General features: G+C 39.5%; 21 protein-coding genes and 1 pseudogene. 19 read left to right on the forward strand and 3 right to left on the reverse strand.

Going from position 1 to position 24,525, the window contains the following annotated elements; genetic code table 11:
- Positions 1-999, reverse strand: a complete 999-nt coding sequence (locus SALWKB2_RS05990; RefSeq protein ID WP_025330774.1) for an HlyD family secretion protein — start codon at positions 997-999, stop codon at positions 1-3.
- A 240-nt stretch (positions 1,000-1,239) separates the two neighbouring features.
- Between SALWKB2_RS05990 and SALWKB2_RS05995 the strand changes: the two genes are divergently transcribed.
- The 19 genes and pseudogenes from SALWKB2_RS05995 to SALWKB2_RS06075 all read left to right on the forward strand — a co-directional run bounded on the left by SALWKB2_RS05995 (position 1,240) and on the right by SALWKB2_RS06075 (position 22,382).
- On the forward strand, positions 1,240-2,097 hold the full coding sequence (locus tag SALWKB2_RS05995; protein WP_025330775.1) for a chorismate mutase: 858 nt from the start codon (positions 1,240-1,242) through the stop codon (positions 2,095-2,097).
- A gap of 389 nt (positions 2,098-2,486) precedes the next feature.
- Positions 2,487-4,211 carry a biosynthetic-type acetolactate synthase large subunit gene (gene ilvB, locus SALWKB2_RS06000; protein WP_038648864.1) on the forward strand — a complete coding sequence of 575 codons (1,725 nt, stop codon included), beginning with the start codon at positions 2,487-2,489 and terminating at the stop codon, positions 4,209-4,211.
- A 12-nt stretch (positions 4,212-4,223) separates the two neighbouring features.
- Positions 4,224-4,715, forward strand: a complete 492-nt coding sequence (ilvN, locus tag SALWKB2_RS06005; protein ID WP_025331818.1) for an acetolactate synthase small subunit — start codon at positions 4,224-4,226, stop codon at positions 4,713-4,715.
- An 86-nt stretch (positions 4,716-4,801) separates the two neighbouring features.
- On the forward strand, positions 4,802-5,818 hold the full coding sequence (gene ilvC, locus SALWKB2_RS06010; RefSeq protein ID WP_025330776.1) for a ketol-acid reductoisomerase: 1,017 nt from the start codon (positions 4,802-4,804) through the stop codon (positions 5,816-5,818).
- 94 nt (positions 5,819-5,912) lie between these two features.
- Positions 5,913-7,253 (forward strand): MFS transporter, encoded by a 1,341-nt coding sequence (locus SALWKB2_RS06015; protein WP_025330777.1) that lies wholly within the window; start codon positions 5,913-5,915, stop codon positions 7,251-7,253.
- A 136-nt stretch (positions 7,254-7,389) separates the two neighbouring features.
- Positions 7,390-7,836: an SsrA-binding protein SmpB gene (gene smpB, locus SALWKB2_RS06020; protein WP_025330778.1), complete on the forward strand. Its 447-nt coding sequence runs from the start codon at positions 7,390-7,392 to the stop codon at positions 7,834-7,836.
- Positions 7,837-8,156: 320 nt separating this feature from the next.
- A complete protein-coding gene (locus SALWKB2_RS06025; protein WP_051506450.1) occupies positions 8,157-8,414 on the forward strand; it encodes a hypothetical protein in 258 nt (85 codons plus the stop codon).
- 107 nt (positions 8,415-8,521) lie between these two features.
- Positions 8,522-9,037 carry a hypothetical protein gene (locus tag SALWKB2_RS06030; RefSeq protein WP_144353288.1) on the forward strand — a complete coding sequence of 172 codons (516 nt, stop codon included), beginning with the start codon at positions 8,522-8,524 and terminating at the stop codon, positions 9,035-9,037.
- 295 nt (positions 9,038-9,332) lie between these two features.
- The gene (locus SALWKB2_RS06035; RefSeq protein WP_084584741.1) at positions 9,333-9,866 is read left to right on the forward strand and encodes a hypothetical protein; all 534 of its coding nucleotides are present in this window, start codon (positions 9,333-9,335) and stop codon (positions 9,864-9,866) included.
- Positions 9,867-10,176: 310 nt separating this feature from the next.
- The gene (locus tag SALWKB2_RS06040) at positions 10,177-10,695 is read left to right on the forward strand and encodes a hypothetical protein (protein ID WP_025330782.1); all 519 of its coding nucleotides are present in this window, start codon (positions 10,177-10,179) and stop codon (positions 10,693-10,695) included.
- Between the two features lie 152 nt (positions 10,696-10,847).
- Positions 10,848-11,402: a hypothetical protein gene (locus SALWKB2_RS06045; protein WP_025330783.1), complete on the forward strand. Its 555-nt coding sequence runs from the start codon at positions 10,848-10,850 to the stop codon at positions 11,400-11,402.
- 276 nt (positions 11,403-11,678) lie between these two features.
- A complete protein-coding gene (locus tag SALWKB2_RS11665) occupies positions 11,679-12,692 on the forward strand; it encodes a DUF2806 domain-containing protein (protein WP_025330784.1) in 1,014 nt (337 codons plus the stop codon).
- A gap of 111 nt (positions 12,693-12,803) precedes the next feature.
- Entirely contained in the window at positions 12,804-14,369 is a 1,566-nt protein-coding gene (guaA, locus tag SALWKB2_RS06055; RefSeq protein WP_025330785.1) for a glutamine-hydrolyzing GMP synthase, read from the forward strand.
- Between the two features lie 240 nt (positions 14,370-14,609).
- Positions 14,610-14,714 carry a helix-turn-helix transcriptional regulator gene (locus SALWKB2_RS12710; protein WP_370530644.1) on the forward strand — a complete coding sequence of 35 codons (105 nt, stop codon included), beginning with the start codon at positions 14,610-14,612 and terminating at the stop codon, positions 14,712-14,714.
- 229 nt (positions 14,715-14,943) lie between these two features.
- Positions 14,944-15,087: pseudogene (locus SALWKB2_RS12715) on the forward strand (helix-turn-helix domain-containing protein); the annotation flags it as partial.
- Positions 15,087-16,586 carry a type I restriction-modification system subunit M gene (locus SALWKB2_RS06060; RefSeq protein WP_025330786.1) on the forward strand — a complete coding sequence of 500 codons (1,500 nt, stop codon included), beginning with the start codon at positions 15,087-15,089 and terminating at the stop codon, positions 16,584-16,586. The pseudogene SALWKB2_RS12715 and the gene SALWKB2_RS06060, both read left to right, overlap by 1 nt.
- Positions 16,583-18,082 carry a type I restriction-modification system subunit M gene (locus SALWKB2_RS06065; protein ID WP_038648874.1) on the forward strand — a complete coding sequence of 500 codons (1,500 nt, stop codon included), beginning with the start codon at positions 16,583-16,585 and terminating at the stop codon, positions 18,080-18,082. The genes SALWKB2_RS06060 and SALWKB2_RS06065 overlap by 4 nt, the downstream gene beginning before the upstream one ends.
- Complete coding sequence (locus SALWKB2_RS11885) at positions 18,083-19,303, forward strand: restriction endonuclease subunit S (protein WP_025330788.1); 1,221 nt, start codon at positions 18,083-18,085, stop codon at positions 19,301-19,303.
- A 16-nt stretch (positions 19,304-19,319) separates the two neighbouring features.
- Positions 19,320-22,382 carry a type I restriction endonuclease subunit R gene (locus SALWKB2_RS06075; RefSeq protein WP_025330789.1) on the forward strand — a complete coding sequence of 1,021 codons (3,063 nt, stop codon included), beginning with the start codon at positions 19,320-19,322 and terminating at the stop codon, positions 22,380-22,382.
- 181 nt (positions 22,383-22,563) lie between these two features.
- On the opposite strand, the gene SALWKB2_RS06080 is transcribed toward SALWKB2_RS06075, so the two are convergent.
- Both SALWKB2_RS06080 and SALWKB2_RS06085 read right to left on the reverse strand, forming a co-directional pair.
- Positions 22,564-23,247, reverse strand: coding sequence for a JAB domain-containing protein (locus SALWKB2_RS06080; RefSeq protein ID WP_025330790.1), 684 nt, complete (start codon positions 23,245-23,247; stop codon positions 22,564-22,566).
- Positions 23,248-23,413: 166 nt separating this feature from the next.
- The gene (locus SALWKB2_RS06085; RefSeq protein ID WP_038648877.1) at positions 23,414-24,304 is read right to left on the reverse strand and encodes a LysR family transcriptional regulator; all 891 of its coding nucleotides are present in this window, start codon (positions 24,302-24,304) and stop codon (positions 23,414-23,416) included.
- Positions 24,305-24,525 lie beyond the last annotated feature (221 nt).

Genomic DNA, 24,525 nt, shown 5'->3' on the forward strand with positions numbered 1-24,525 from the left:
TCAGGCACCTTTGGCAGATTGTTTTATACTAGGTAAATTTACCTGCCATTGCTGCGGCCATGCTTTATTGTTATCAAAACGGATATATCCATTACCTGTCAGCCCGCCCTTAAGCAGTCCACTGTATTTCAATGCAATCTCAGGCGGAATTTTCAGCTTAACCTTATACATCAGCTTTTGCCGTTCATTCTGAGTTTCTACAAACTTAGGCGTAAACTGAGCATTGGAATCAATAAAATCCACCTTAGCCGGCCAGACTGCATTCATTCCGTCCAGAATAATCCTTGCTTCATCCCCAAGCTTTAATTTACCGATAGTATCTGTGGGTAAATACACCGACAGCGTTACATCAGACGGATCAAGTAATGATACAACTTTATTACCTTCACCCAGTACATTACCGGCCTCGGCAATACGATACTCTACACGCCCGGCTTTAGGCGCACGTATCAGCATATCGTTATTAGCAGAAGAAGTAGCATTAATCTGAGCCTGAGCCTGTTGTACTGCTGCCAGAGCCTCAGCGCGGGCTGCCTGAGCAGATTTAACTCTGGCTATTGCAGCATCACGTTCAGCCAATCTCCGGCGTAATTCAGGTGAAGAAACCAGTTCATCTGATTTAAGCTGACGCGCATTATCCAGATCCATTTGAGCAACCTTATGTATCTGCTGCTGAGCGGCAATTTCTGCTTCTGCTTTAGAGACATTTTCCTGTGCACGCTTTTTATCAGCACGGGCAGCATCCAGCTTGCTACTGGTCTGATCAGATGAAAGCTCAGCCAGAACCTGATCTTTAGCGACTACATCACCTTCATCCACTTTCATTTCAATGACACGACCAGCATATAAAGTAGCCACATCCAGCCGTTTGAGTTCCATACGGCCATTACCGCCAGCAAAACCATCAGGTAAATCAGTATGGCTGCGCATATTAATCCACACTGCCAGTCCGGCTAATACCAATACCACCAACACAAACAACAGTTTTTTTGTTTTCATTTATTTTTCCCTGAACAAACTGTTTTATTGGTTCCGCATCACGAAACTCGCCATATCTTGCTCACACAATTTAACATATAAAATATCCATTCATTTCATCAATAACAATAGTTTACTATTACTGTTACATATTTGCGAAAATTGCGCCAAGCAAATTCTGAGTGCTAAACAACTAATTGCCACTTGTCAGCATTCTGTTTTTTTCTGACAATCAGAATACTGTTTTCAAGGAATTCAGATATGATTATCGTAATGCAGCGTCAGGCAACCGAAACACAGATCAGCAATGTCATCAGTTTTATCCGTGGACGCGGATTGCACGAACATTTATCCCGTGGCGCAGAACGCACCATCATCGGTGCTGTTGGTGATGAAAGAGTCTTCGAACCACGCGAACTAGAAGCACTTGCCGGCGTTGAAAAAGCCATGCGCATACTACAGGACTGGCGCATCATCAGCCGTGAAAGTCAGCCCGAGGATACAGTTATCACCGTACGAGGACAGAACTTTGGCGGCAACCATTTTCATATAGTCGACAGCATGAGCGGCACCCGGCTTCCGCAAAGAGCTAATGTCTTTATCGATCCTTTTTATCAGGCATTTTCACCTTATTCGACAGTGCCGCAAACCAATATCAGCATGCAACAACAAATTAAGCAAGCACATGCAGCCAACAAACCCGTCTGGCTGCGTATCAGGGATGTGCGCCAACTAGAACCAGCTTTACAGGCAGAAGCAGATATTATTTATCTGGGCGGAGAGTTAATGTCTAATCGCACCCTCCTTAACGAAGTAGGCTGTCTGAATATTCCGGTTGTACTCTGCAAAGACAAACATCATCAGGTAGATGAATGGTTGATTGCAGCTGAGCATATTGCCTTAAAAGGCAATCATCATCTAATGCTGGGTGAAGCAGGTACATTAAGTCTGGAGCGAAACGCTCCTTACCGGCTTGATGTAGAAGCCATTGTTAAAGCCAGACAGATTACTCATTTGCCCATTGTGGCCAATATTTCCCGCCTCGCTCATGCCTATATGGACAGTGCAACACTTATGCAACTGGCACAAGCTGCAGGTGCTCATATTGTCATACATTAACTGGACAATAAGTCCAAAACCAATAATTTTATAAAAACATATATTATTTATAAATTTAGACAAATTTAATCATTTGCAACGTTAAATTTGTCTAAAACAAGTATAATATTGCGCAAAATATAAAATCTTTAGCATAAAATAAATTAATATAATCATATAACTAGCATTCTTTTCAAAATTAGCGCTTGCTTAACATCTATACCTGTTTTATCGTAAACACTCATTTAGCTAACCCAAACCTGCTATTCCGACTACCGGATGCAGAGCCAATAGATCATCACAATAAGTATATTCGCGTACCCTAAACCGCCGTTTACACTTATTAATCTTACCGGATGAAGATGCATTGGCAATGTATCAGTCGGACTACTAGAACATAAGAGGTTGATATGCAACTTTCAGGTGCACAAATACTCGTGCAGAGTCTTAAAGCCGAGAATGTAGAATATGTTTTCGGATATCCCGGCGGAGCAGTTCTCGAAATCTACGACGCCATCTTTCAATTAAAAAAATTCCGCCACATACTTGTCCGTCATGAGCAGGCTGCAGTTCATGCTGCTGATGCATACTCACGCGCCAGCAACGGAGAAAAAATCGGAGTCGCTCTGGTAACATCTGGTCCGGGTGCTACCAATGCCATAACCGGCATAGCCACCGCCAATTCCGATTCTGTCCCGCTCGTAGTCATATCCGGTCAGGTTGGCTCACCTGCTATCGGTACTGATGCCTTTCAGGAAGTCGATACTGTCGGCATTAGCCGCCCGTGTGTAAAACATAATTTTCTGGTTACCCACGTAAGTGAGCTGGCAGAAACAGTTAAAAAAGCCTTTCAGATTGCGCGTACCGGCCGACCCGGTGTAGTAGTGATTGATGTGCCCAAAGATGTGACCCAGGCAATGGCGAAATTCAGCTATCCGCAGGAAGACATCAATATCCGCTCCTACCAGCCCGTTACTCAGGGACATACAGGTCAGATAAAAAAAGCAGCACAAGTGATGGCTGCAGCTAAACGACCAATTGTACTGTACGGCGGAGGCGTAATCCTGGGTAATGCCAGCAACATCCTTACCGATTTTATTCAGTCTACCGGTACACCTTGTGTCTCTACCCTGATGGGATTAGGCGCATTTCCTGCCACCAACCGTCAATTTCTTGGCATGGTAGGTATGCATGGCAGCTACGAAGCTAATATTGCTTTACAAAATGCCGATGTAGTACTTGCTGTCGGTGCCCGTTTTGATGATCGTGTTATTTCTGTACCCGATAAATTCACTGACGATGGCAAAAAAATCATCCATATTGATATCGACCCGTCTAGCATTGCCAAACGCGTAAAAGTAGACGTACCCATTGTTGGTGATGTTAAAAACGTTCTGGCTGATTTACTAGCCCTGTGGCAGAAGCAGAATCTGAACTTTAACAGTAATGCACTGGACAGATGGTGGAAAAACATCGAAAACTGGCGCAGCCGTGACAGCATCTGGTTTGAAAGTTCAGATGAAATTATCAAACCTCAGCAAGTAATCCAGACACTGGCAAAACTGACCGACAACAATGCCCTCATCACATCGGATGTTGGCCAGCACCAGATGTTTACAGCACAGTACTATCCATTCATACGCCCGCGCCAGTGGCTAAACTCCGGCGGGCTGGGCACAATGGGCGTTGGACTACCTTATGCTATGGGTGCCAAACTGGCTAAACCGGAAGAAGACGTATTCTGTATTACCGGTGAAGGTTCTATACAAATGAATATCCAGGAACTTTCCACCTGTTATCAGTATCGTCTGCCGATTAAAGTGATCAATCTTAATAACGGCTTCCTTGGCATGGTTCGTCAGTGGCAGGAACTCTATTATGACAACCGCTATTCTGAAACTTATATGGAATCATTGCCTGACTTTGTCAAACTGGCTGAAGCCTACGGGCATGTTGGCATCAGAGTGGAAAAAGCAGTCGACATCGAAGGTGCACTGAAAGAAGCCATTGCACTCAAAGACAGACTGGTATTCATGGATTTCATTACCGACCGTACTCAAAATGTCTATCCCATGGTAGGCAATGGTAAAGGTCTGGATGAAATGGTATTACCGCCACATATGAGAGAAGAATAGCCGGAGCACATCATGAGACACATTTTATCTATTCTGATGGAAAATCAGGCCGGAGCCATGAGCCGTATTGTTGGTCTGTTTTCAGCCCGTGCTTACAATATCGATTCCCTGTCCGTATCTCCAACAGAAGACAAAACCCTGTCACGAATGACAATTGTCACCAGCGGCGATAACAAAGTAATGGAACAGATAACCAAGCAGCTTAACAAACTGATAGAAGTTATCAAAGTTATCGATCTGAACGATAGCAACTACGTTGAACGTGAATTAATGCTGGTTAAGCTGCGTGCTACCGGCAAGGATCGCGATGAAATACTGCGTCTGACCGATATCTTCCGCGGACACATCATTGATGTAACCGACAAAACCTATACAGTGGAAATCACCGGCACCAGCAGCAAACTAGATGCCTTTCTGGATACTGTGGGCAAAACACTTATTCTGGAAACCGTACGTACCGGAGCAGCAGGCATAGGTCGCGGCGAACGCATGTTACGTATTTAAGCCGGACATTTTTAAAGCATTATCCGACCTAAAAACATATTAAAACCCTGATTTTAAAATCAACACATTAAATTGAAGGAATAGCAATGCAAGTTTATTACGATAAAGACGCAGATCTCTCATTAATCAAAGGCAAAACCGTAGCCATCATCGGTTATGGCTCACAAGGTCATGCTCACGCTGCCAACCTGAAAGATTCAGGTGTAAACGTAATCGTCGGGCTGCGCAAAAGCGGTAATTCCTGGCATAAAGCAGTAAATGCCGGTCATGACGTACGGGAAGTTGCAGAAGCCACAAAAGCAGCCGACGTAGTGATGATTCTGACACCTGACGAATTTCAGCCGGCAGTTTATCAGAATGAAATCGCGCCTAATCTGAAAGACAATGCCACAGTAGCTTTTGCTCATGGTTTTAATATTCATTACAACCAGATTATTCCGGCCAAAAATCTTGACGTAGTGATGATTGCACCCAAAGGCCCTGGTCACACAGTACGCAGTGAATTCCTGAAAGGCGGTGGTGTGCCCAGCCTGATTGCAGTACATCAGGATGCAACCGGTCGTGCCCGCGACATCGCTTTATCTTATGCTGCCGCCAATGGCGGTACCAAAGGCGGCGTGATTCAGACAACCTTTAAAGAAGAAACTGAAACCGACCTCTTCGGCGAACAGGCCGTATTGTGCGGCGGGCTGGTTGAATTGATCAAAACCGGTTTTGAAACACTGGTAGAGGCAGGCTATGCTCCGGAAATGGCTTATTTTGAATGTTTGCATGAAATGAAACTGATCGTAGATTTAATCTACGAAGGCGGTATTGCAAACATGAACTACTCCATTTCCAATAATGCCGAATACGGCGAATACTTCACCGGCCCGCAAGTCGTAAATGAACATTCACGTCAGGCTATGCGCGAGGCATTAAAACGCATTCAGAATGGTGACTATGCCAAATCATTTATCGTAGAAGGTGCAACCAACTATCCGTCGATGACTGCCCGCCGTCGCCAGAATGCTGATCATCCGATCGAAATCATTGGCAACCAATTACGCAGCATGATGCCATGGATTGCCAAAAACAAACTGGTTGATCAGGATAAAAACTAATATAGCTGCTTAAGTCTGTTTGTAACAAAGCAAAAAGCTTGTGTATGCATTTTCATATACAAGCTTTTTTTAAACCCCGAATTCAAGAAAGAATATGACTACTCCACCCGCTCCGCAGTCTGAATCTGCAAACAAAATTACTCAGAACTCCCCTACCAAAGTAGCGATTGCCAGCCTCGTAGGTACAGCCGTAGAGTTTTACGACTTCTACATATACGGGCTTGCTGCTGCACTCGTATTAAGCGACCTGTTTTTTCCAACCAAGGATCGGGCAATTGCCATCATGTCCTCATTTCTTACTTTTGGAATAGCCTTTGTTGCTCGCCCTATTGGTGCCGGATTATTCGGACATTTTGGCGATAAAGTTGGCCGTAAAACCACCCTGATAGCATCATTACTGATAATGGGTATCAGTACAACCCTGATCGGTGTTCTGCCGACATATCAGCAGGCAGGTATTATTGCACCGGTTTGTTTATGCGTCCTGCGCTTTTGTCAGGGTCTTGGCTTAGGTGGTGAATGGGGCGGAGCCGCTTTACTGGCTACCGAAAATGCGCCCAGAGGTAAACGTGCTCTTTTTGCGATGTTTCCGCAAATCGGGCCTCCTATCGGATTCATTACTGCCAGCCTGATTTTCATTGTTTTATCCAAAAATCTTGATAATGCACAAATGATGTCGTGGGGCTGGCGTATCCCATTTTTACTGAGCATTGTTCTGGTTGGTCTGGGTATGTATGTTCGCATGTCCATTATTGAAAGTAATGCTTTTCGTACCATGGTTGCTAGACAGAGTGCTGTAAAAATCCCTCTGACTGACACTGTACGCAAACATTACAATCAGCTTTTTTTAGGCTCTCTGGCTGCTACGTCGTGCTTTACCCTGTTCTTTTTAACAACCGTATTTTCTTTGCAATATGCTACTACAAAGCATGAGTGGCAAAGTACAGCATTATTTAATAAAATTGAGTATTTATCCATTCTCATGGGTGCCATTGTATTTATGGCTGTCGGTTCCCCGATATCTGCATGGCTTTCAGACAGAATCGGCCGTCGCCCGGTATTTCTGATAGGTGGGATAGCCACAATCATAATCGGTTTCTTTTTTGGTGACTTAATCAATTCTTCCAGTGCCATTACAGCTGCCATTTTCTTATCCTCTGCTCTGTTTATAATGGGTATCTTGTGGACACCTTTAGCAGCATTCTTACCAGAAATATTCCCTACCAACGTAAGATATACCGGTGCAGCTATCTCCTTCAGCTTTGGCGGTATTCTGGGCGGATCACTTACCCCGTTTGCTGCAGCATGGATAGTTAAAACATATGGCTTACAGGGTACAGTATATATAGGCTGGTTTCTGATTGCCGCCTGTATACTTAGTATGATTGCAGTACTATTGCTACCAGAAACACATAAACAGGAAATTGAAAATTAAAACAGATAAAAAACCGATTTAACCAATCGGTTTTTTATCTTAGCGATTAATTCACATTAGTGTTAGCTTAATCTGTTTCCATAATAAATCTTTCTGCTAAAATACACATAAAAATACTATGTAGCAGATATCTAAAATGAGCATTATCAACAATAAAAAAGCATTTCACGATTACTTTATCGAAGAACAGATAGAAGCCGGAATTGTTCTTGAAGGCTGGGAAGTAAAGGCTATTCGTGCCGGACGAGTACAAATCAAAGAAAGCTATATCCAATGGAAAAAAGGTGCTTTTTATCTGGTTGGCAGTCACATTACTGCTTTACCCACCGCATCCAATCATGTAAAACCCGATCCCGTACGGCAGCGAAAACTATTACTGAAACAATCAGAAATCAACAAACTGATAGGCAAAGTAGAACGCAGTGGTTATACCCTTGTGCCTGTTAACATGCATTACAGCCATGGTTATGTAAAAATCGATATGGGATTGGCCAAAGGTAAAAAGCAGCATGATAAGCGCCAAAGCAGCAAAGAAAAAGACTGGAATCGTGAGAAACAACGCCTGCTTAAACAGACACGCTAAATCCTGGCAAATATTAATAATAAAACGGGAAATTAAATTCATTAATTTCCCGTATAAATAAAAAATTAAACTAATTAAAGCATTTCTTTTTATCTGGTAAAATAATACAGCTAATAAACTCCAGAAAATCATATTTCATATAAACCAAATTAAATTAATCATAATCTATTATTAAATCAGTATTTTATATATCATCCTTTAATATCCATTCTCAATATAATAAATAGTTAAATTTAACTAGACATAAAAAAGTTAAATTATGTTAAACTTGTATTACTGTATCAATACAGGCAAGCATTATTAACAATACAGGGTGTGTAATGATGAAGAAAATCGGTCTGCTATCAATAATTTTATTGCTAAACGGCTGTATGACATTAAAAGGAGATTACCGTCTCGTTGCATTGGATGAAAATGGTAACGACCTGGCACCTAAAGTACAAATGCTGGCTCAAGGAACAGGAATTTATCGCTCAAAAATTGTACTATGTAAGGCATTTCCTAAAGCCACAGTCCGGATTTACGACACTAGGACAAATGAAGAACTAAAAGGAAAAAGTCCGCGAAAATGCCGGTAAACATGAATTATTAAATAAATATTTTATTTACCATCAGACTCCATACTTAATTTAAGAAAACTGTTTATTCAAATTTTATGAATGGCCGACCACAAGATTTTAAAATCATGCATGAATGGTATTGTTGTTCAAGAGCCTATGCATTTCTTTATTTATATTTTGGATCTGTAAGTGCTTATATTTGTTTTTTGTACCTAATGAATATATTATTTAAATGTCCAAACTTTAGCATAATAACAGTTTTACTTGCAGCAATTAGTACACTTTTTTTATGGAAACTCTTTAAAACTAAAAGAAATAATATTAAACAGGTTTACTTCACATCAAAAGACATTTATATAGAAGATAAAAAAATTGATATATCTTATCTTGAATCTGTTACATTGATTGAACAACCATACCCTAGTTTAAATAAAGCTCTATTTACGTTCTGCATAAAATTTACCAAAAACCCAGTAATTAAAGATGATGTATATTTTTACATGGCATTTGGTAATAGGCTATTTGAATGGAATGAAGATTATGACTATCAAAACCGCTTTATTACTATTCTGGAAACTATAGCAAAAGAACGAAGAAAGCTACTAAAAAATTCTGGTAAAGCATCTTATATATCTGAATGACAAGTTATTCATGCTGGTAGAATCTGAATAAGGAAAATAATATCTACCAACATATTTTTATTTAAAAATCAAATCACATAATCACTTTACTCATTGCATCTAATCACATAAAAACCGCTCCTGTGCACTTTAAATCACGTTGAATTTTATAATTTCACCAGACAAAAAAGTTAAATTATGTTAAAATAGTATTGCTACATCAATATAAGCAAACACCCTTACTAACATTCCATACCTAATTTAAAAAACTGTATATTCAAATTTTATGAATGACCGATCCCAATATTTAAAAATCATGAAAGAATGGCATTGTTGTTCAAGATATCATGCATTTATTCATTTGTATTTTGGAGCTACGGGTGCTTATATTTGCCTTATGTACCTATTAAATATAATATTAAAAGATCAACAGTTAAATATATTATTTGAAGATCAGATTTTAAACACATTAATAGCTTTACTTGCAGCAATAAGTACTTTTTTTTTCTGGAAACTTTTTAAAGCTAAAAGAAAAAAAATTAAACAGGTTTATTTCACACCAAAAGCAATTTATATAGAAAACAAAAAAATAGATATATCTTATCTTAAATCTATTACATTTATTAAACTTAAATACCCTACTTATAATAGAGGGTCTACATTTAAGTTCTGCATAAGATTTACTGAAAACCGGGTAATTAAAGAAGATATATATTTTTACATGGAATTCGGTAAGCCATTTCGATGGAAGTATCAGGATTATAATTTTGAAGATTGTTTCATCACTATTCTGGAAGATTTAGCAAAAGAAAGAAGAGAGCTACTAAAAGATTCCGGTAAAGCGATCTAATTTTACTGAAAAATAAGTTATTCATGCAGGTAGATTCTGAATAAGGAAAATAATATCCACCAACATATTTTTTAACTTATAAATCAATCCATATTACTAATTTACCTATTGCATCTAACCACATAAAAAACGCTCCTATACACTTTAAATCACATTGAATTTAATAATTTAACCAGATACAAAAAAGTTAAATTGTGTTAAAATTGTATAGCTCCATCAATATAAGCAAGCACTACTAACATTCCATACCTAATTTAAGAAAACTGAGTACTTAAATTTTATGAATGACCGATCCAGATATTTACAACTCATGCAAGAATGGCATTGTTGTTCAAATGATTATGCATATATTTATTTGTTTTTTACAGCTTTAAGTGCTTATGTTTGTTTTATATATCTATCAAATATATCATTTAAAGATCAAGATTTTTTTATCATATCAATAGTTTTATTTACAGCAGTAGTGACTTTTATTTTCTGGAAACTCTATAAAACCCAAAGAAAAAATATTAAACAAATTAATTTCTCATTAAAAGCAATTTATATAGAAGAAAAAAAAATAGACATCTGTTATCTTAAATCAATTACGTTTATTAATCATGTCTACTCTCCATATAAAGGGACTACATGTAAATTCTGCATAAAATTTACTGAAAATCCAATAATTAAAGAAGAAATATATTTTTATATGGCATTTGGTAAATCATTTCGACGAAGATATCAGTATTATAACTTTGAAGACCGTTTTATCACTATACTGGAAACTTTAGCAAAAGAAAGAAGAGAGTTACTAAAAATTCCAGTAAAGCAATCTAATATTTCTGAATAACAAATTATTCATGTTGGTAGAATCTGAATAAGAAAAATAATATCTACCAACATATTTTACTTAAAAATCAAACCACTTTACCTATTGCATCAAACTTTATAAAAATCTATCCTGTAAATTTTAAATCATGCAGAATCCCAGAAAGAGATTTTATGAATGACCAAGCACAAAATTTAAAAGTCATGCAAGAATGGAGAAGTGAATCTAAAAAATTTACCTCTAATAAACTTTTTGCACATATTAATTATTTCATTTACTTTATTTATTTTTGTGCTTATTTGATTCCTTTCGTCTTTGGGCTATATTTTTGGTTTTGGTCAACTATACTTCTATGTATAGTAATCCCTGCAGTTATTAAATTCAAAAAAACTAATGAATTAATTAAAAAGGTTCTTTTCACACCAGATGCAATCTATGTAGAAAATGAAAAAATAGATATATCTTATCTGGAATCTATTGCATTTGTTCAGCATATAATCAAAGCTAATCCATTAATCTCCAGCGAAAATTATCCTGACAATATAAAAGCCTTTGAATTTGTTATGACATTTAATAAAAACTCAAATATAAAAGAAGATATACACTTTTATATACAATTTAGTGACGGAATTGTAGAAAATATCGCTGATTACGACTATCAAAACAACTTTATCAATATTCTGAAATTTTTTGCAAAAGAAAAAAGAGAGTCATTAAAAAATTTGTAAACAGCAGTCTAATAGTTTACTATCTAAGCCATTTGTGCATCTTAAGCCCTTTAATATCATTCTTTCTAATAATTTTTTACCTTAAATCAGATAAATTTTATTTAAATATTAAAGCATTGATGATATATAAATTATTAATATTTTTTCTTGAAACTCCATTATATTTTTATTAAAATATTAAATACAACAGAATTTCAATTTCAACTTTTTAAAATAGTAAAAAATATCTTATTAAAAAAGAAAAAATTACCATTAAATTTTTACAAAGATTAATATATGAAAAAAAAATTAAATTTTAATGTCAAATTAAAAACCAATTTTGACATTTCTCTTAAACCAATTATGGAAAAATCAGCTAGAGTAGCTGAGATAGTTTCTTATTTAATATTTGGTAATAAGCTTGCTAAAAGTGAAAGAATGAAAATTCTATCTGATGCACAAAATGAAGTTGATAAAAAAAATATTTTATCGGGGAAAAATACATATGATCTCGATACTAATCATCTTTCAATAAATCCTGAACGTAATTTGATCGAAGTTTTAGCGGAAACAATAAAAACAGATGAGACGATAAATATCTTAAAATGTATTGAAAATTCTCTTAAATATATAAATTATAAAGCAGATACTGACAATAAGCCATCGGAAGATTTTCTAAATAAATGGAGAAATGAAGCTAAATTAATCGCAGATGAAACATTAAAAGATATATGGGGAAGAATTTTAGCTGAAGAAATTAATAATCCTAATACATTACCACTGAGAGCTCTTGACCAAATAAGAAATCTTTCAAAATTTGAAGCTGAATGTTTTGATAAATTATCTACTTTTATATTGAATGGTGATTGTATTTTAGATCCAGGAAGAGATAATAATAGATTATTATTTAGAAGAGAGGAACTTATTTGTTTAAGAGATGCAGGATTAATTACTCATTATACACCTGGGATATATTTAACATCTCATTGGATACAAACAACATTAAACGATAATAAAATATACTCTATAGCAAATTCAACTCACATTTTTTTTATATATGAAAAGGATGTGATTGAAATACCAACCGTCACTACATGGCCCCTAACACAAGCAGCAAAAACTATTTATTCTAGTATTTTAATGAAAGAAAAAAAGCCTCTTGATGTAGATCATTTACTTAGTAATATATTAGAACAAAATAAATTTCGATTTGGATCAAAACAAAATAACTTTAATAAGATATATTATGGTAAATGGGATCCTATTAAAAAAAAAATTACATCGGAAATAGAAGTATATTCTATAAAATAATCAAAATTAAACTTATTCATCAACGCAATCATAATGATATTTTTTACAGAACTAAAATCTGAATAATGATAGAATAACACGCTTTATTCAAACACCTGTCAAGAGCCTAGCATGAATCAGGATAAAATATTAATTCTCGATTTTGGTTCACAAGTAACCCAGCTTATCGCCCGACGCGTACGTGAAGCTCATGTTTATTGTGAATTACATTCATTTGACATGCCTATTGAAGATATCAAGGCATTCGCCCCTAAAGGCATTATCCTGTCCGGTGGTCCCAATTCAGTTTATGAATCAGACTATCAGGCTAACCCGGAAATACTCAATCTCGGTATACCCATTCTTGGCATTTGTTATGGCATGCAATGGCTGGCACATACCATGGGCGGCGAAGTCAGCGGTGGCGATCAGCGCGAATTCGGTTATGCTCAGGTACATACAGAAGATAGCCAGTTTACCAATGGCATTTTTGATAACCAGCCTAACACACTGGATGTGTGGATGAGCCATGGCGATAAAGTAAGCAAACTGCCAGAAGGATTTAAAAGTATCGGACATACACCAAGCTGTCCGTATGCCATCATTGAAAACCCGCACAAGCACTTTTACGGTGTTCAGTTTCATCCTGAAGTTACCCATACCAAACAGGGACGTGAACTAATCAATCGCTTTGTACTTGATATCTGTCAGGCCAAACCTAGCTGGACTATGCCTAACTATATCGAAGAAGCCATTATCAAAATTCGCGAACAGGTTGGTTCCGATGAAGTTATTCTTGGCCTTTCCGGCGGAGTAGACTCATCAGTAGCTGCGGCACTGATTCATCGCGCCATTGGCGACCAACTCACCTGTGTATTTGTAGATCATGGCCTGTTACGTTATCAAGAAGCGCAAATGGTCATGGATATGTTCGGCAAAAACCTTGGCGTCAATGTGATTCACGTTGATGCCTCTGCCGAATTTCTAGCCAAACTTGCCGGTGAAACCGATCCTGAACGTAAACGTAAAATTATCGGAGCCGAATTTGTCGAAGTCTTTCAGCAAGAAGCTGGCAAACGACAAAATGCAAAATGGCTGGCACAAGGCACCATCTACCCCGATGTAATCGAAAGCGCTGGTGCTAAAACCAAAAAAGCACATGCTATTAAAAGCCACCATAATGTAGGCGGTCTGCCTGAAACACTTAATCTGCAATTGCTGGAACCATTGCGCGATTTGTTCAAAGATGAAGTACGCGAACTGGGTGTTGCGCTGGGATTACCACGTGATATGGTTTACCGTCACCCCTTCCCCGGTCCGGGTCTGGGCGTGCGAATACTGGGTGAAGTAAAACGCGAATACGCCGATTTACTGCGCCGTGCTGACCATATATTCATTGAAGAGTTGCGTAACACCTGCGACGAAGACGGTGTATCCTGGTATGATAAAACCAGCCAGGCTTTTGCTGTATTCTTGCCAGTAAAATCCGTAGGGGTAATGGGAGATGGTCGCACCTATGAATACGTAGTAGCCTTGCGAGCAGTAATTACCAGCGATTTCATGACAGCACACTGGGCTCATCTACCCTACGACCTGCTCGGCCGCGTTTCCAATCGCATCATCAACGAAGTACGCGGCATTAACCGTGTCGTTTATGATGTTAGCGGCAAACCGCCAGCCACTATTGAGTGGGAATAGAAATTTAGTTTTTATTAACTCCTAATATTCTTTCTTAAAACCAGTTATATCGATTAGATTAGCTGGTTTTTCTATTTATTAAAGCTTGGTAATATCCACTACTATTTTTTATCGTAAATTAAACGGTAAAAAACTTAATATGTTCAGAAAATGCCAATATTGTTATTTCTGTGCCTTTGTTGAAGTGAAAAATTTGGATAATACCTTCTTCTTACCGATTCTTCTTTTATCAGTAGTTATATCTATAAGCAGTTCAAGATAGGTCAACGAGCTGTTGCATGGTTAGAGAGTGATATTGATGCTTGGATTGATAGGCATTTGGCTAAGAAGGAGAAAAATAAATAGCGATCTATCAGATATAACTTAAAAATAGCGCTGCAGGTTGTAGCACTATTTTATACGTATAAATAATCTTTCAATTTAAAAATGTTCGTTTGATACAAAGTTCTAATGTAAAATTCGCATCATTAGATACAACGATAAGGACTGTTATGATCCGTTGCCATCTTGCTCGACTCATGGGCGAACACAAAATGTGGATAGCCGATGCGGTTAGGGAAACGGCTTTAGTTGCAACACCATAACTTTACTTTACAGGGAGATTGTCCAGAAGGTTGACCTGAATACATTGGACAGGCTTTGCTTGTTTTTTGACTGTGGCATAAACGATTTGCTACAAAAGGTTCCAACATCGCAGAATCGTACAGAGAAAAATTAATGACACTGATTAACCTAAAAGATCTCGAGGCCCATCTCTGGCATGCAGCCCACATCATCACTGGGCCTATCGATGCATCAGATTATAAAACTTATATTTTCCCAATTTTGTTTTTCAAACGTATTTGCGACGTGTATGACGAAGAGTTTGTCGATGCGATGGAGAGCGTTGGGGATGAAGAACTTGCCAAAGGCAAGATGTTCCACCGTATTCAAATACCTGAAAACTGTCATTGGCGTGACGTTTTTGCCAAGCCTAAAAATGTAGGCCAAGCCTTAAAAGACTCATTTCGCGGCATAGAACTAGCAAATCCCAAATTGCATGGCATTTTTGGCGATGCCAGTTGGACCAATAAAGAACGTCTTTCTGATGAGTTGCTGGCTACGTTACTTAATCACTTCAATAAGGTGAACCTTGGCGTTTTTAGTGTCCGTGACGATGATATGGGACGCGCATACGAGTATCTGATCAAACGCTTTGCTGATAAAGCTAACAAGAAAGCCGGTGAGTTCTATACTCCACGTACTATTGTTCGCTTGATGGTTAACATTCTCGATCCTAAAGCTGGTGAGAGCGTTTACGATCCTGCTTGTGGCACAGGTGGGATGTTGCTCGAAACCATTCACCATGTGAAAGAAAGCGGCGGCGACCCGCGCCTGCTAAAAATCAAAGGTCAGGAAAAAAACCTAACCACCGAAGCTATTGCGCGTATGAACCTTTTTCTACACGGGCAGGAAGATTTCGATATTGTGCGGGGAGACACTCTGCGTGAGCCTAAGTTTTTGCAAAATGATCGTTTAGAAACTTTTGATTGTGTTATCGCCAATCCACCCTTTAGTTTAAAAGAATGGGGTTATGACCTGTGGTCAAATGACCCCTATGGGCGTAAGCAGTATGGTCTGGCACCTAAAACTAATGGTGACTTTGCTTGGGTGCAGCATATGTTTGCCTCACTCAACGATACAGGCCGTATGGCAGTTGTCTTACCTCATGGCGTACTGTTTCGTGGAGGTGCTGAGGGCGCAATTCGTACCAAATTATTGCAAGAAAACTGCATTGAAGCCATTATTGGCGTTGCTCCAAACCTTTTCTATGGCACGGGGATTCCTGCGTGTATTCTGGTGTTACGTAAATCACGGCCGGCGTCACACAAAAATCATGTACTCATCATTAATGCTGAAGAAATCTATACCAAAGGCCGGGCTCAGAATACCTTGTCCAACGCTCAGGCCGATGAAATCTACCGCATCTATCAGAGCCAGAAGCAACAAGGGCCGGCAGCACAAGAAATCGAAGGCGTTGCACGTTGGGTACCCTTAAACGAGATTGAAGAAAATGACTTCAATCTTAATATCGCTCGTTATGTGCAAAAGCCACTCGAAGAAGAAACCATTACAGTAGAAGAGGCACTCAAAGATTTCCAACAAAAACTGGCTGCCCTGGAAAAAGCGGAAGAGGAGCTAGAAGCCCTGTTAATCAAAGAAGGGCTTGAGATATGAGTATAATGCATAAGAAAAAACTGGAAGATTTGCTTTGGGGAGCGGCTGAGTACTTGCGGGGCCAAATCGATGCCTCAGACTATAAGCAATATGTCTTCCCGCTAATGTTTTATAAACGTCTATCGGACGTATATTTGGAAGAATATAACGAAGCGATGGAGGTTCATGAGGGAGACGTTGAATACGCTGCCATGCCCATGTTTCACCGCTTTGATATTCCTATAGAAGCGAGCTGGGAGAAGATACGCAACACCAGCAAAAACATTGGTAAAGCTATTCAGAACGCGCTTCGCTTAATCGAAGCCAATAATCCGCGCTTGCATGGCGTGTTCGGTGATGCCCAGTGGACCAACAAAGAACGCCTGCCCGATCATCTGCTGGGCGATCTGATTGAGCATTTTAGTAAAATTCCACTAGGTATTAAATCTGTCGCTCAGGATGACCTCGGTGAGGCCTACGAATACCTGATTAAGAAATTTGCTGACGATTCCGGTCATACCGCAGCAGAGTTCTATACTAACCGAACTGTAGTTCATTTAATGACGCGCATCATGTGCCTAAAACCTGGTGAAACCGCTTACGATCCAACTTGTGGCACTGGCGGCATGTTGCTTAATGCGGTGATGGATTTACGTTCCCAAGGCAAAGAGTGGCGGTCGGTACATCTTTACGGGCAGGAAGTTAATCTACTTACCTCCGCTATTGCCCGTATGAATATGTTCCTGCACGATATTGAAGAGTTTGATGTGCTGCGCGGCGATACTTTAGCCGAGCCCAAGTTTATTGAAAACGATCGGCTCAAACAGTTTGATGTGATTTTTGCTAATCCGCCATACTCCATTAAAAAATGGAACCGCGACAAGTTTGCTGACGATCCCTATGGCCGTAATCTCTATGGCTTGCCACCACAAGGCTGTGCCGATTATGCGTTTTACACCCATATCATCAAAAGCATGAAGCCTAATACAGGTCGTGCCGCTATGCTATGGCCGCACGGTGTTTTGTTTCGCGATTCTGAGCAAGCCATTCGTAAACAGATAATTGAATCAGACATTATTGAAGCAGTGATTGGTTTGGGGCCAAACCTGTTTTATAACTCGCCAATGGAATCTTGTGTCGTTGTACTTAACTGTAGTAAGTCTGTCGACCGCAAAAACAAGATATTGTTTATCAACGGTGTTAAGCATGTCACCCGTGAACGCGCCCATAGCCGCTTATCCGATGATGATTTAATGGTGTTGTGTGAGGCTTATTTTACACCTGAAAAGCAGAGTGATATCACTGCATTGGTGGATATCGAAACTATCAAAGAGAATCTTTATAACCTGTCGATTCCGCTATATGTGCAAGCACAGGGTAACGGCGAAGTACATGATATTGAACATGCCATTGTGGCGTGGAAAGTCAGTCGCGTGCAATTAAAGAAACAGACCCAAAAATTATTCAAAAGCCTTGCTGAACTTGGTTATAGCGTTGAAGACAAGGTGGAACAGTAAATGACGAAACAACAATTACCAGAAGGTTGGCAGATGGTGAAGTTTGGCGATATTGCTAAACATATCTCTAAACGAGTCGAGCCAAGCGAAACCGATCTTAAAATCTATGTTGGGTTGGAGCACTTAGATCCAGACAGCCTAAAGATTAAACGTCATGGTGTACCGAGTGACGTTGAAGGACAAAAGCTATTGGTGAAGAAGGGCCAGATTATTTTTGGTAAGCGTCGAGCCTATCAGCGAAAGGTAGCGGTGGCAGATTGGGATTGTATTTGCTCAGCGCATGCGATGGTTCTGGAAGCTAATCCTGAAAATGTAATTCCTGAGTTTTTACCATTTTTTATGCAATCTGATGTATTTATGAATCGTGCTATTTCGATTTCTGAGGGCTCACTATCGCCAACAATAAAATGGAAAGTTCTAGCTAATCAGGAATTTCTCATTCCTCCAAGAGATACACAATCTAAATCAATAGAATTATTAAAATGTATTGCAAAACAGGAAAAAGACAATGCGAGTATTATTAAAGCTCAAGACCTCTTAATTCGTGTGGTTTGTGACAACTATTTTTATAAAGGCCATCATCTCCAAAAAGACGAAAAGTTTATGCAAAAACTCAATGGAGCTCTGCCTGATGGTTGGCGATATGGGAGGTTCAAGGAACTATTTACGAAGGTCATAGATAACAGAGGAAAAACACCACCAAATCAAAACGAAAGTAATGAAAATAGTATTCCTCTTTTGGAAATCAATTCAATAATTGATAAGTCAATGTTTCCTAACTTGGATAAAGTCTCTAAATGGGTAAGCCAAGATACATATGAAACGTGGTTTAGAGCCGGTCATCCAAGCTCTGGAGATCTTTTGATTTCAACTGTTGGTAGTGTTGGTGCAGTAGCTTTAACTTCTGAGAGTTCGAACATATGCATAGCACAAAACTTGGTAGCATTAAGATTCAAACAAGAGCATGTGCCAGAATATTGGTATAGATATTGCGCATCCAAATACTTTCAGCATTTAGTCAAAGCCGTAGTAATGCTTGCAGTTCAACCCAGTATAAAAGTTCCACATATGCTCGATTTTTGGATCCCTGTTCCGCCAAAAGGTGTACAAATAGAACTAAGTGATACCTTACGTGCTTTATCTGAGTGGTCAAAGACTTTAGGTGATAAAAATAACTCTTTAAAAGCATTACGAAAGGGCTTAATCAATAATAAAAATTAGTCATTAGGATAATTAAATGTTTAATGAACAAACCGTCACAGAAAATGGAATTATCAGTCGCTTAAAAGAGTTAAGCGGCATAAACTGGAGTTACTGCCACGGAGAGAGCCTGCCTAAACAATCGCGGGATATCTTTGTTGATGAGTGGCTAAAAGATGCGTTGTGTTCGTTAAATCCCGATATCGCCAAGCAACCGGATTATGCTGATGAAGTGATTTATAAACTGCGTGGCGTGATACTTGAAGCTGCCCATACCGGTTTGGTTAAGGCGAATGAAAACTTTTATGAGTGGTTAATGGCCGAGAAAACCTTACCTTTTGGTGAGAATGGCGATCATATCACCATTAATCTGATTGATTTTGATAACATAGACAATAATCACTTTGTAGTGTCGCAACAGGTGCATTATATCGCGGCCACCGAAGTCTATTTTGATATTGTGCTGTATGTGAACGGCATACCGTTGGTAGTAGGCGAAGTTAAAACTGCGACGCGTCCTAGCGTGACTTGGCAAGACGGTGCAGCCGATTTTATGGGCGGTAAAAAACACTACTGGAAAAATATTGAACCTTTTTTTGTGCCTAACTTATTGTGTTTTGCTAGTGAAGGAAAAACCTTTGCATATGGTGCAATTAATGCCCGCGTTAAAGATTGGGGGCCTTGGCATAGTACTGAGCTTCGTGATGAGATTCTGCCGGGATTGGCATCGGTACTTAACAGCTGCGAGGGTCTGTTAAATCCGCAGACTTTATTACAGCTACTGGAATCCTTCGCGCTATTTTCAACTGTCAAAACCGGTAAAAATACCCCTCCTAAGCGTATTAAGCTTCTGCCGCGTTATCCGCAATTTGAAGCAGCGAAACAGATTGTTGAGCGAGTTCGTAAAGGCTACCCGAAAAAAGGCCTAATTTGGCATTTTCAAGGATCGGGTAAGTCATTGCTGATGCTCTATGCCGCTAAAATGTTACGTGCTGACAATGCGTTAAAAAATCCGACCGTATTGGTCGTGGTGGACCGGCGAGACCTGGATAGTCAAATCAACGAAACCTTTGGTGGTGCTGACGTTAAAAACCTAATCAAAGTACAAAGTTGCAAAAAGCTGGGCGAATATATTGAACAAGACAGTCGTGGCATTTTAATCACTACTATCTTTAAGTTTAAAGATGTCGAGATTGATGATAGCAACCCGAATGGTTTGAACAGCCGAGATAACATCATTGTACTTGTAGACGAAGCTCACCGCACCCAGGAAGGCGGTTTAGGCGAGAAAATGCGTTGGGCATTACCTAACGCCCACTTCTATGGTTTAACCGGTACACCCATTTCAGGCATCGATCGCAATACTTTTAAATTGTTTGGCGCCGACGAAGATCCCGGTCGCTATATGAACCGTTACAGTTATAAGCAATCGATCCGTGATGGCTCCACCAATCCGGTTAAGTTTGAACCGCGCCTTGCTGAACTGAGGGTGGATCGTGACGCTATCAATGAAGAGTTCAAGCAACTGGTTAAAGAAAACGACTTAGACGATGAAGAAAAAGCGGCATTATCTAAACGTGCTGGTAAGTTGGCTATAATGTTGAAAGCCCCCAAGCGCATGACGGCCATTAGTAGCGACATTGCCAAACATTTTACCAGCCACGTAAAGCCGAAAAAGATGAAAGGCATGGTAGTGGTATATGATCGCGAAGCTTGTGTGCAAATGTACTACTTGCTCGGTGAAAAGCTTGGCTTTGATGCGATTGAAGTGGTTATGAACGTTGATCAGGCCCCTATAAAAGCCAAAGAGGGCGATAAAAAAGACAAGGTCAACAACGATTGGCGTAAGTGGCACGATGAGTTAAAGCTACCCATCAAACAAGAGGATTTCGAGCGCTGGCAGAATATTGATGCGGAAAGCCAAGTACAAAAAGAACTGATTGAATGCTACAAAGACCCAAAACATCCCTTACAGCTCATCATCGTTACTGCCAAATTGTTAACTGGTTTCGATGCTCCTATCTGCTATTGCATGTATTTGGATAAACCTTTACGCGATCACACCCTTTTACAGGCCATGTGTCGGACTAACCGATTGTACGAAACCGATGATACTCGCAAAGATATGGGGTTAATTATCGACTACCTCGGCGTATTTGAAAATCTGCGTACCGCATTGGCTTATAAGCCGGAGGAAATTGATGGTGTCGTAGAGGGTATCGAGGCCTTTAAAAAGTTATTACCGGCACAACTAGATAAGTGCTTGTCCTTCTTCCCTAATGTGGACCGCACCTTAGAGGGTTTCGAAGGCATTATGGCCGCGCAAGAGTGCTTACCGACTAACAAAAAACGCGATGAATTCGCCGCTTGTTTTGGGGTGTTATCTAAGTTATGGTCAGCTATTAGCCCCGATCCTTTTTTAAGCCCGTATCGTCAAAACTATAAGTGGTTAGCGCAAATTTACGAGTCAGTGCGTCCAGTAGGCCAGACGGGGGCGCTTGTTTGGGCTGCTTTAGGCCCTGAAACTATCAAGATGATCCATGAGCATACTGATATTAATCGAATTCGCGATGATATCGACGAGTTGATCATGGATGAACACGCCATTTTTACCCTGACAGAAAAAGAGCAAGAGCAACGTGCTAAAAGATTGGAAATTGATCTTATGGGCCGCTTGCGGGGCAGTCATGAGCCTAAATTTGTGGAGTTAGGCGAGCGACTGGAAAAACTTCGCCAGGACTATGAGGCCGGTGTTATTAAAGCCATTGAGTGGTTAAAGGGCTTGTTGGATGCTGCGAAGGACACAGTGCAAGCAGAGCGCGAAACTGGTGAACACCCAGTGACAGAAGCAGATAACAAGCAAGCTCTAACCAAGCTTTTTCTGGAAACCCGTCCAGAGTCTACGCCTAAGTTAATCGGAGATGTGGTTGAACAAATCGACAAAATCGTCAAAGCCACCCGCTTTGATGGCTGGCAGAACTCCAATAGCGGCCCGCGTGAAATCCAAAAGGCGTTATTGCTGACTCTGGCCCAATTTGGATTGGGTAAAGATATGGAACTATTCCAAAAGGCTTACGGGTATATAGAGGAGCATTATTGAGTTTTACTTAATTGACTGGCCGTGTTGTATCGATACTTGGGCAGGTCAAGAGTGACTACTACCATGGATAATTATACCTATAGCGTTAGCAATGCCCATTTATGGCGTAGAGCCGACTTTCTGATCTGATTACATCTTGAATAACAAAGATGTTAGATCAAGTATGAGACAATACACATAGTTATTGTGTATTGTTAATCATTTTTTCAACTGCTTTAGGTGTAATTTCCATAATCTTAGCAATTGTTTTTAAATCGACACCCTTATCAAGCAGTGCATTGGCAAGGGCCTTTGCTTGTATTTGAGCCAGTTTCTCAGCTTCCTTAGCTAATTTTGTTTTATCTCTCTCCAAAGCTAGTTTTTCTCTAGCAATCTTCTTCTCTTCTTTCCTAATCTGCTCAACCACCTGATAAGTCGGGACATAGGTAAGACTTTTCTCTAAATCATCCATAATGCCCATGCTTCTGAAACTTTCATAGGCTTCTGTGCTGATTATAAGATGATCAACGAGTGTAATATTAAGTATACGGCCTACCTGGATAAGACGATCGGTAATATCTAAGTCTGCTTTGGAAGGGACAAGACGCCCTGAGGGATGGTTGTGAATAGCAATAACACGTGTCGCATTTTTCATCACTGCAACACGATATACATTCATAGGCTCTATATTAACAGCCTTTACTGAACCTAAAGCAATTAATTCGATATAGAGGATATACCCTGCTTCGTTCATGCCGATAATCCAGAAATGCTCTTTTTCTTTGTCTATCTTATTTTCACGAAGAAGTACGCGTTGCATGATGCTGAATACATCATCTGAACCTTCTATATAACGCTTATCGTTTTTGCCAAGTTTAATATCCATACATCGTTTATAGTTAAGAGCATTAACCTAAAATATAACATAGTTTACTCATTATTATAAGTAAACAGCATTTGCTAAACCAATGATATATTGTTTGTATTTTTGCATATTAATTGATTAATTTAATGAGTTGTGAAGAAATAAATCTGTTGTCTGGATAGGCCGCTCAACCAAGCCGAGTTTTATTTTCTTGCACTAAATTACTCAGAAAATCAGCTACCACTCTTATTCTTCCGGAGTTAGTAAGGTCGGATTGGATGACTAGCCAAATGGGTTGATTGCAGCCAATATCGTTGCGAACACAAATCAGATTTTTGGTTAAGGCAATAAAATTCGGTAAGACACCCATTCCGATACCTGCTTCAACTGCACTGATATGTGCAGACATGCTGCCGGCTGTCAGACAACAGGTTTTGCCACGGCTGTTTTTTTCTATCCACTTTGCTGCCGGCAAGTTCTGGTGTGTTTCCGGCCAGCCGATAAAATCAGCGTTTTTTAATATTGTTTCTTCGTTATTTAGCGGTTTGCGCTGCAAATAGCTTTCAGAAGCATACAAACCAAAACCAAGCTCGCCTAAACGGCGGATGGTTACTTTACCCTGCTCTGGGCGAACCAGCCGCAAGGCCATATCAGCATATCTTCTTTGCAGATTGATAGTTGATACTCCAGTAACCAGTTCCAGGGTTAAATCAGGATGTGCTGAGTATAGCTTGGGTAAAGCCGGAATAATAAGATGATCAGCCAGCCCCTGAGCCGTAGCCAAACGCACGTGCCCGCTGACACTGGCATTGACTCCGGTAGCCATGGCATCAAACGCGTGTCCGGCCTGTTCCAGTATTTCTGCCTGCGAAACGAGTATTCTGCCTTCATCTGTTAGCTTATAACCTTGCTGATCGCGGATAAATAACCTATATCCCAGCACTTCTTCCATACGTTCCAGACGGCGGTAAGTTGTAGCAATGCCAAGTTTTAATGTCTTTGCAGCACCACTCAATGTGCCTTCACGTACGATTGCCAGAAATACTTTAGTATCATCCCAGCATAGTTTTTTGTTCATATTTGATTTCCGATTCTGGAAAACCAGTTACCAGATTTAGCTATATATCTGTCTATTTTCGCAAAGTATACTGAATTAACGCTGCTTTCACCAAGCTGATAACTATGTTTAAAAGCAGATTTATAACAACTCAATACAATTTGTTTTCAGCCGGATGTGAACAACTGCCGAATTTTTAGGTTTGTATATCAGGCCGAACTCTATCTGTTTGAAAAATTGAT

It is taken from the genome of Snodgrassella alvi wkB2, from assembly GCF_000600005.1.
GTDB classification, from domain to species: Bacteria; Pseudomonadota; Gammaproteobacteria; order Burkholderiales; family Neisseriaceae; genus Snodgrassella; species Snodgrassella alvi.

Coding starts and splice junctions, on each gene's coding strand:
- SALWKB2_RS06075 (WP_025330789.1), top strand. CDS start 19,320: ATGTTTAATGAACAAACCGTCACAGAAAATGGAATTATCAGTCGCTTA.
- ilvN (WP_025331818.1), top strand. CDS start 4,224: ATGAGACACATTTTATCTATTCTGATGGAAAATCAGGCCGGAGCCATG.
- SALWKB2_RS06045 (WP_025330783.1), top strand. CDS start 10,848: ATGAATGACCAAGCACAAAATTTAAAAGTCATGCAAGAATGGAGAAGT.
- SALWKB2_RS06030 (WP_144353288.1), top strand. CDS start 8,522: ATGCATGAATGGTATTGTTGTTCAAGAGCCTATGCATTTCTTTATTTA.
- SALWKB2_RS06080 (WP_025330790.1), bottom strand. CDS start 23,247: ATGGATATTAAACTTGGCAAAAACGATAAGCGTTATATAGAAGGTTCA.
- SALWKB2_RS06035 (WP_084584741.1), top strand. CDS start 9,333: ATGAAAGAATGGCATTGTTGTTCAAGATATCATGCATTTATTCATTTG.
- smpB (WP_025330778.1), top strand. CDS start 7,390: ATGAGCATTATCAACAATAAAAAAGCATTTCACGATTACTTTATCGAA.
- SALWKB2_RS06065 (WP_038648874.1), top strand. CDS start 16,583: ATGAGTATAATGCATAAGAAAAAACTGGAAGATTTGCTTTGGGGAGCG.
- SALWKB2_RS06015 (WP_025330777.1), top strand. CDS start 5,913: ATGACTACTCCACCCGCTCCGCAGTCTGAATCTGCAAACAAAATTACT.
- SALWKB2_RS06060 (WP_025330786.1), top strand. CDS start 15,087: ATGACACTGATTAACCTAAAAGATCTCGAGGCCCATCTCTGGCATGCA.
- SALWKB2_RS11665 (WP_025330784.1), top strand. CDS start 11,679: ATGAAAAAAAAATTAAATTTTAATGTCAAATTAAAAACCAATTTTGAC.
- guaA (WP_025330785.1), top strand. CDS start 12,804: ATGAATCAGGATAAAATATTAATTCTCGATTTTGGTTCACAAGTAACC.
- SALWKB2_RS11885 (WP_025330788.1), top strand. CDS start 18,083: ATGACGAAACAACAATTACCAGAAGGTTGGCAGATGGTGAAGTTTGGC.
- SALWKB2_RS06085 (WP_038648877.1), bottom strand. CDS start 24,304: ATGAACAAAAAACTATGCTGGGATGATACTAAAGTATTTCTGGCAATC.
- ilvC (WP_025330776.1), top strand. CDS start 4,802: ATGCAAGTTTATTACGATAAAGACGCAGATCTCTCATTAATCAAAGGC.
- SALWKB2_RS06025 (WP_051506450.1), top strand. CDS start 8,157: ATGATGAAGAAAATCGGTCTGCTATCAATAATTTTATTGCTAAACGGC.
- SALWKB2_RS05995 (WP_025330775.1), top strand. CDS start 1,240: ATGATTATCGTAATGCAGCGTCAGGCAACCGAAACACAGATCAGCAAT.
- SALWKB2_RS06040 (WP_025330782.1), top strand. CDS start 10,177: ATGCAAGAATGGCATTGTTGTTCAAATGATTATGCATATATTTATTTG.
- SALWKB2_RS05990 (WP_025330774.1), bottom strand. CDS start 999: ATGAAAACAAAAAAACTGTTGTTTGTGTTGGTGGTATTGGTATTAGCC.
- ilvB (WP_038648864.1), top strand. CDS start 2,487: ATGCAACTTTCAGGTGCACAAATACTCGTGCAGAGTCTTAAAGCCGAG.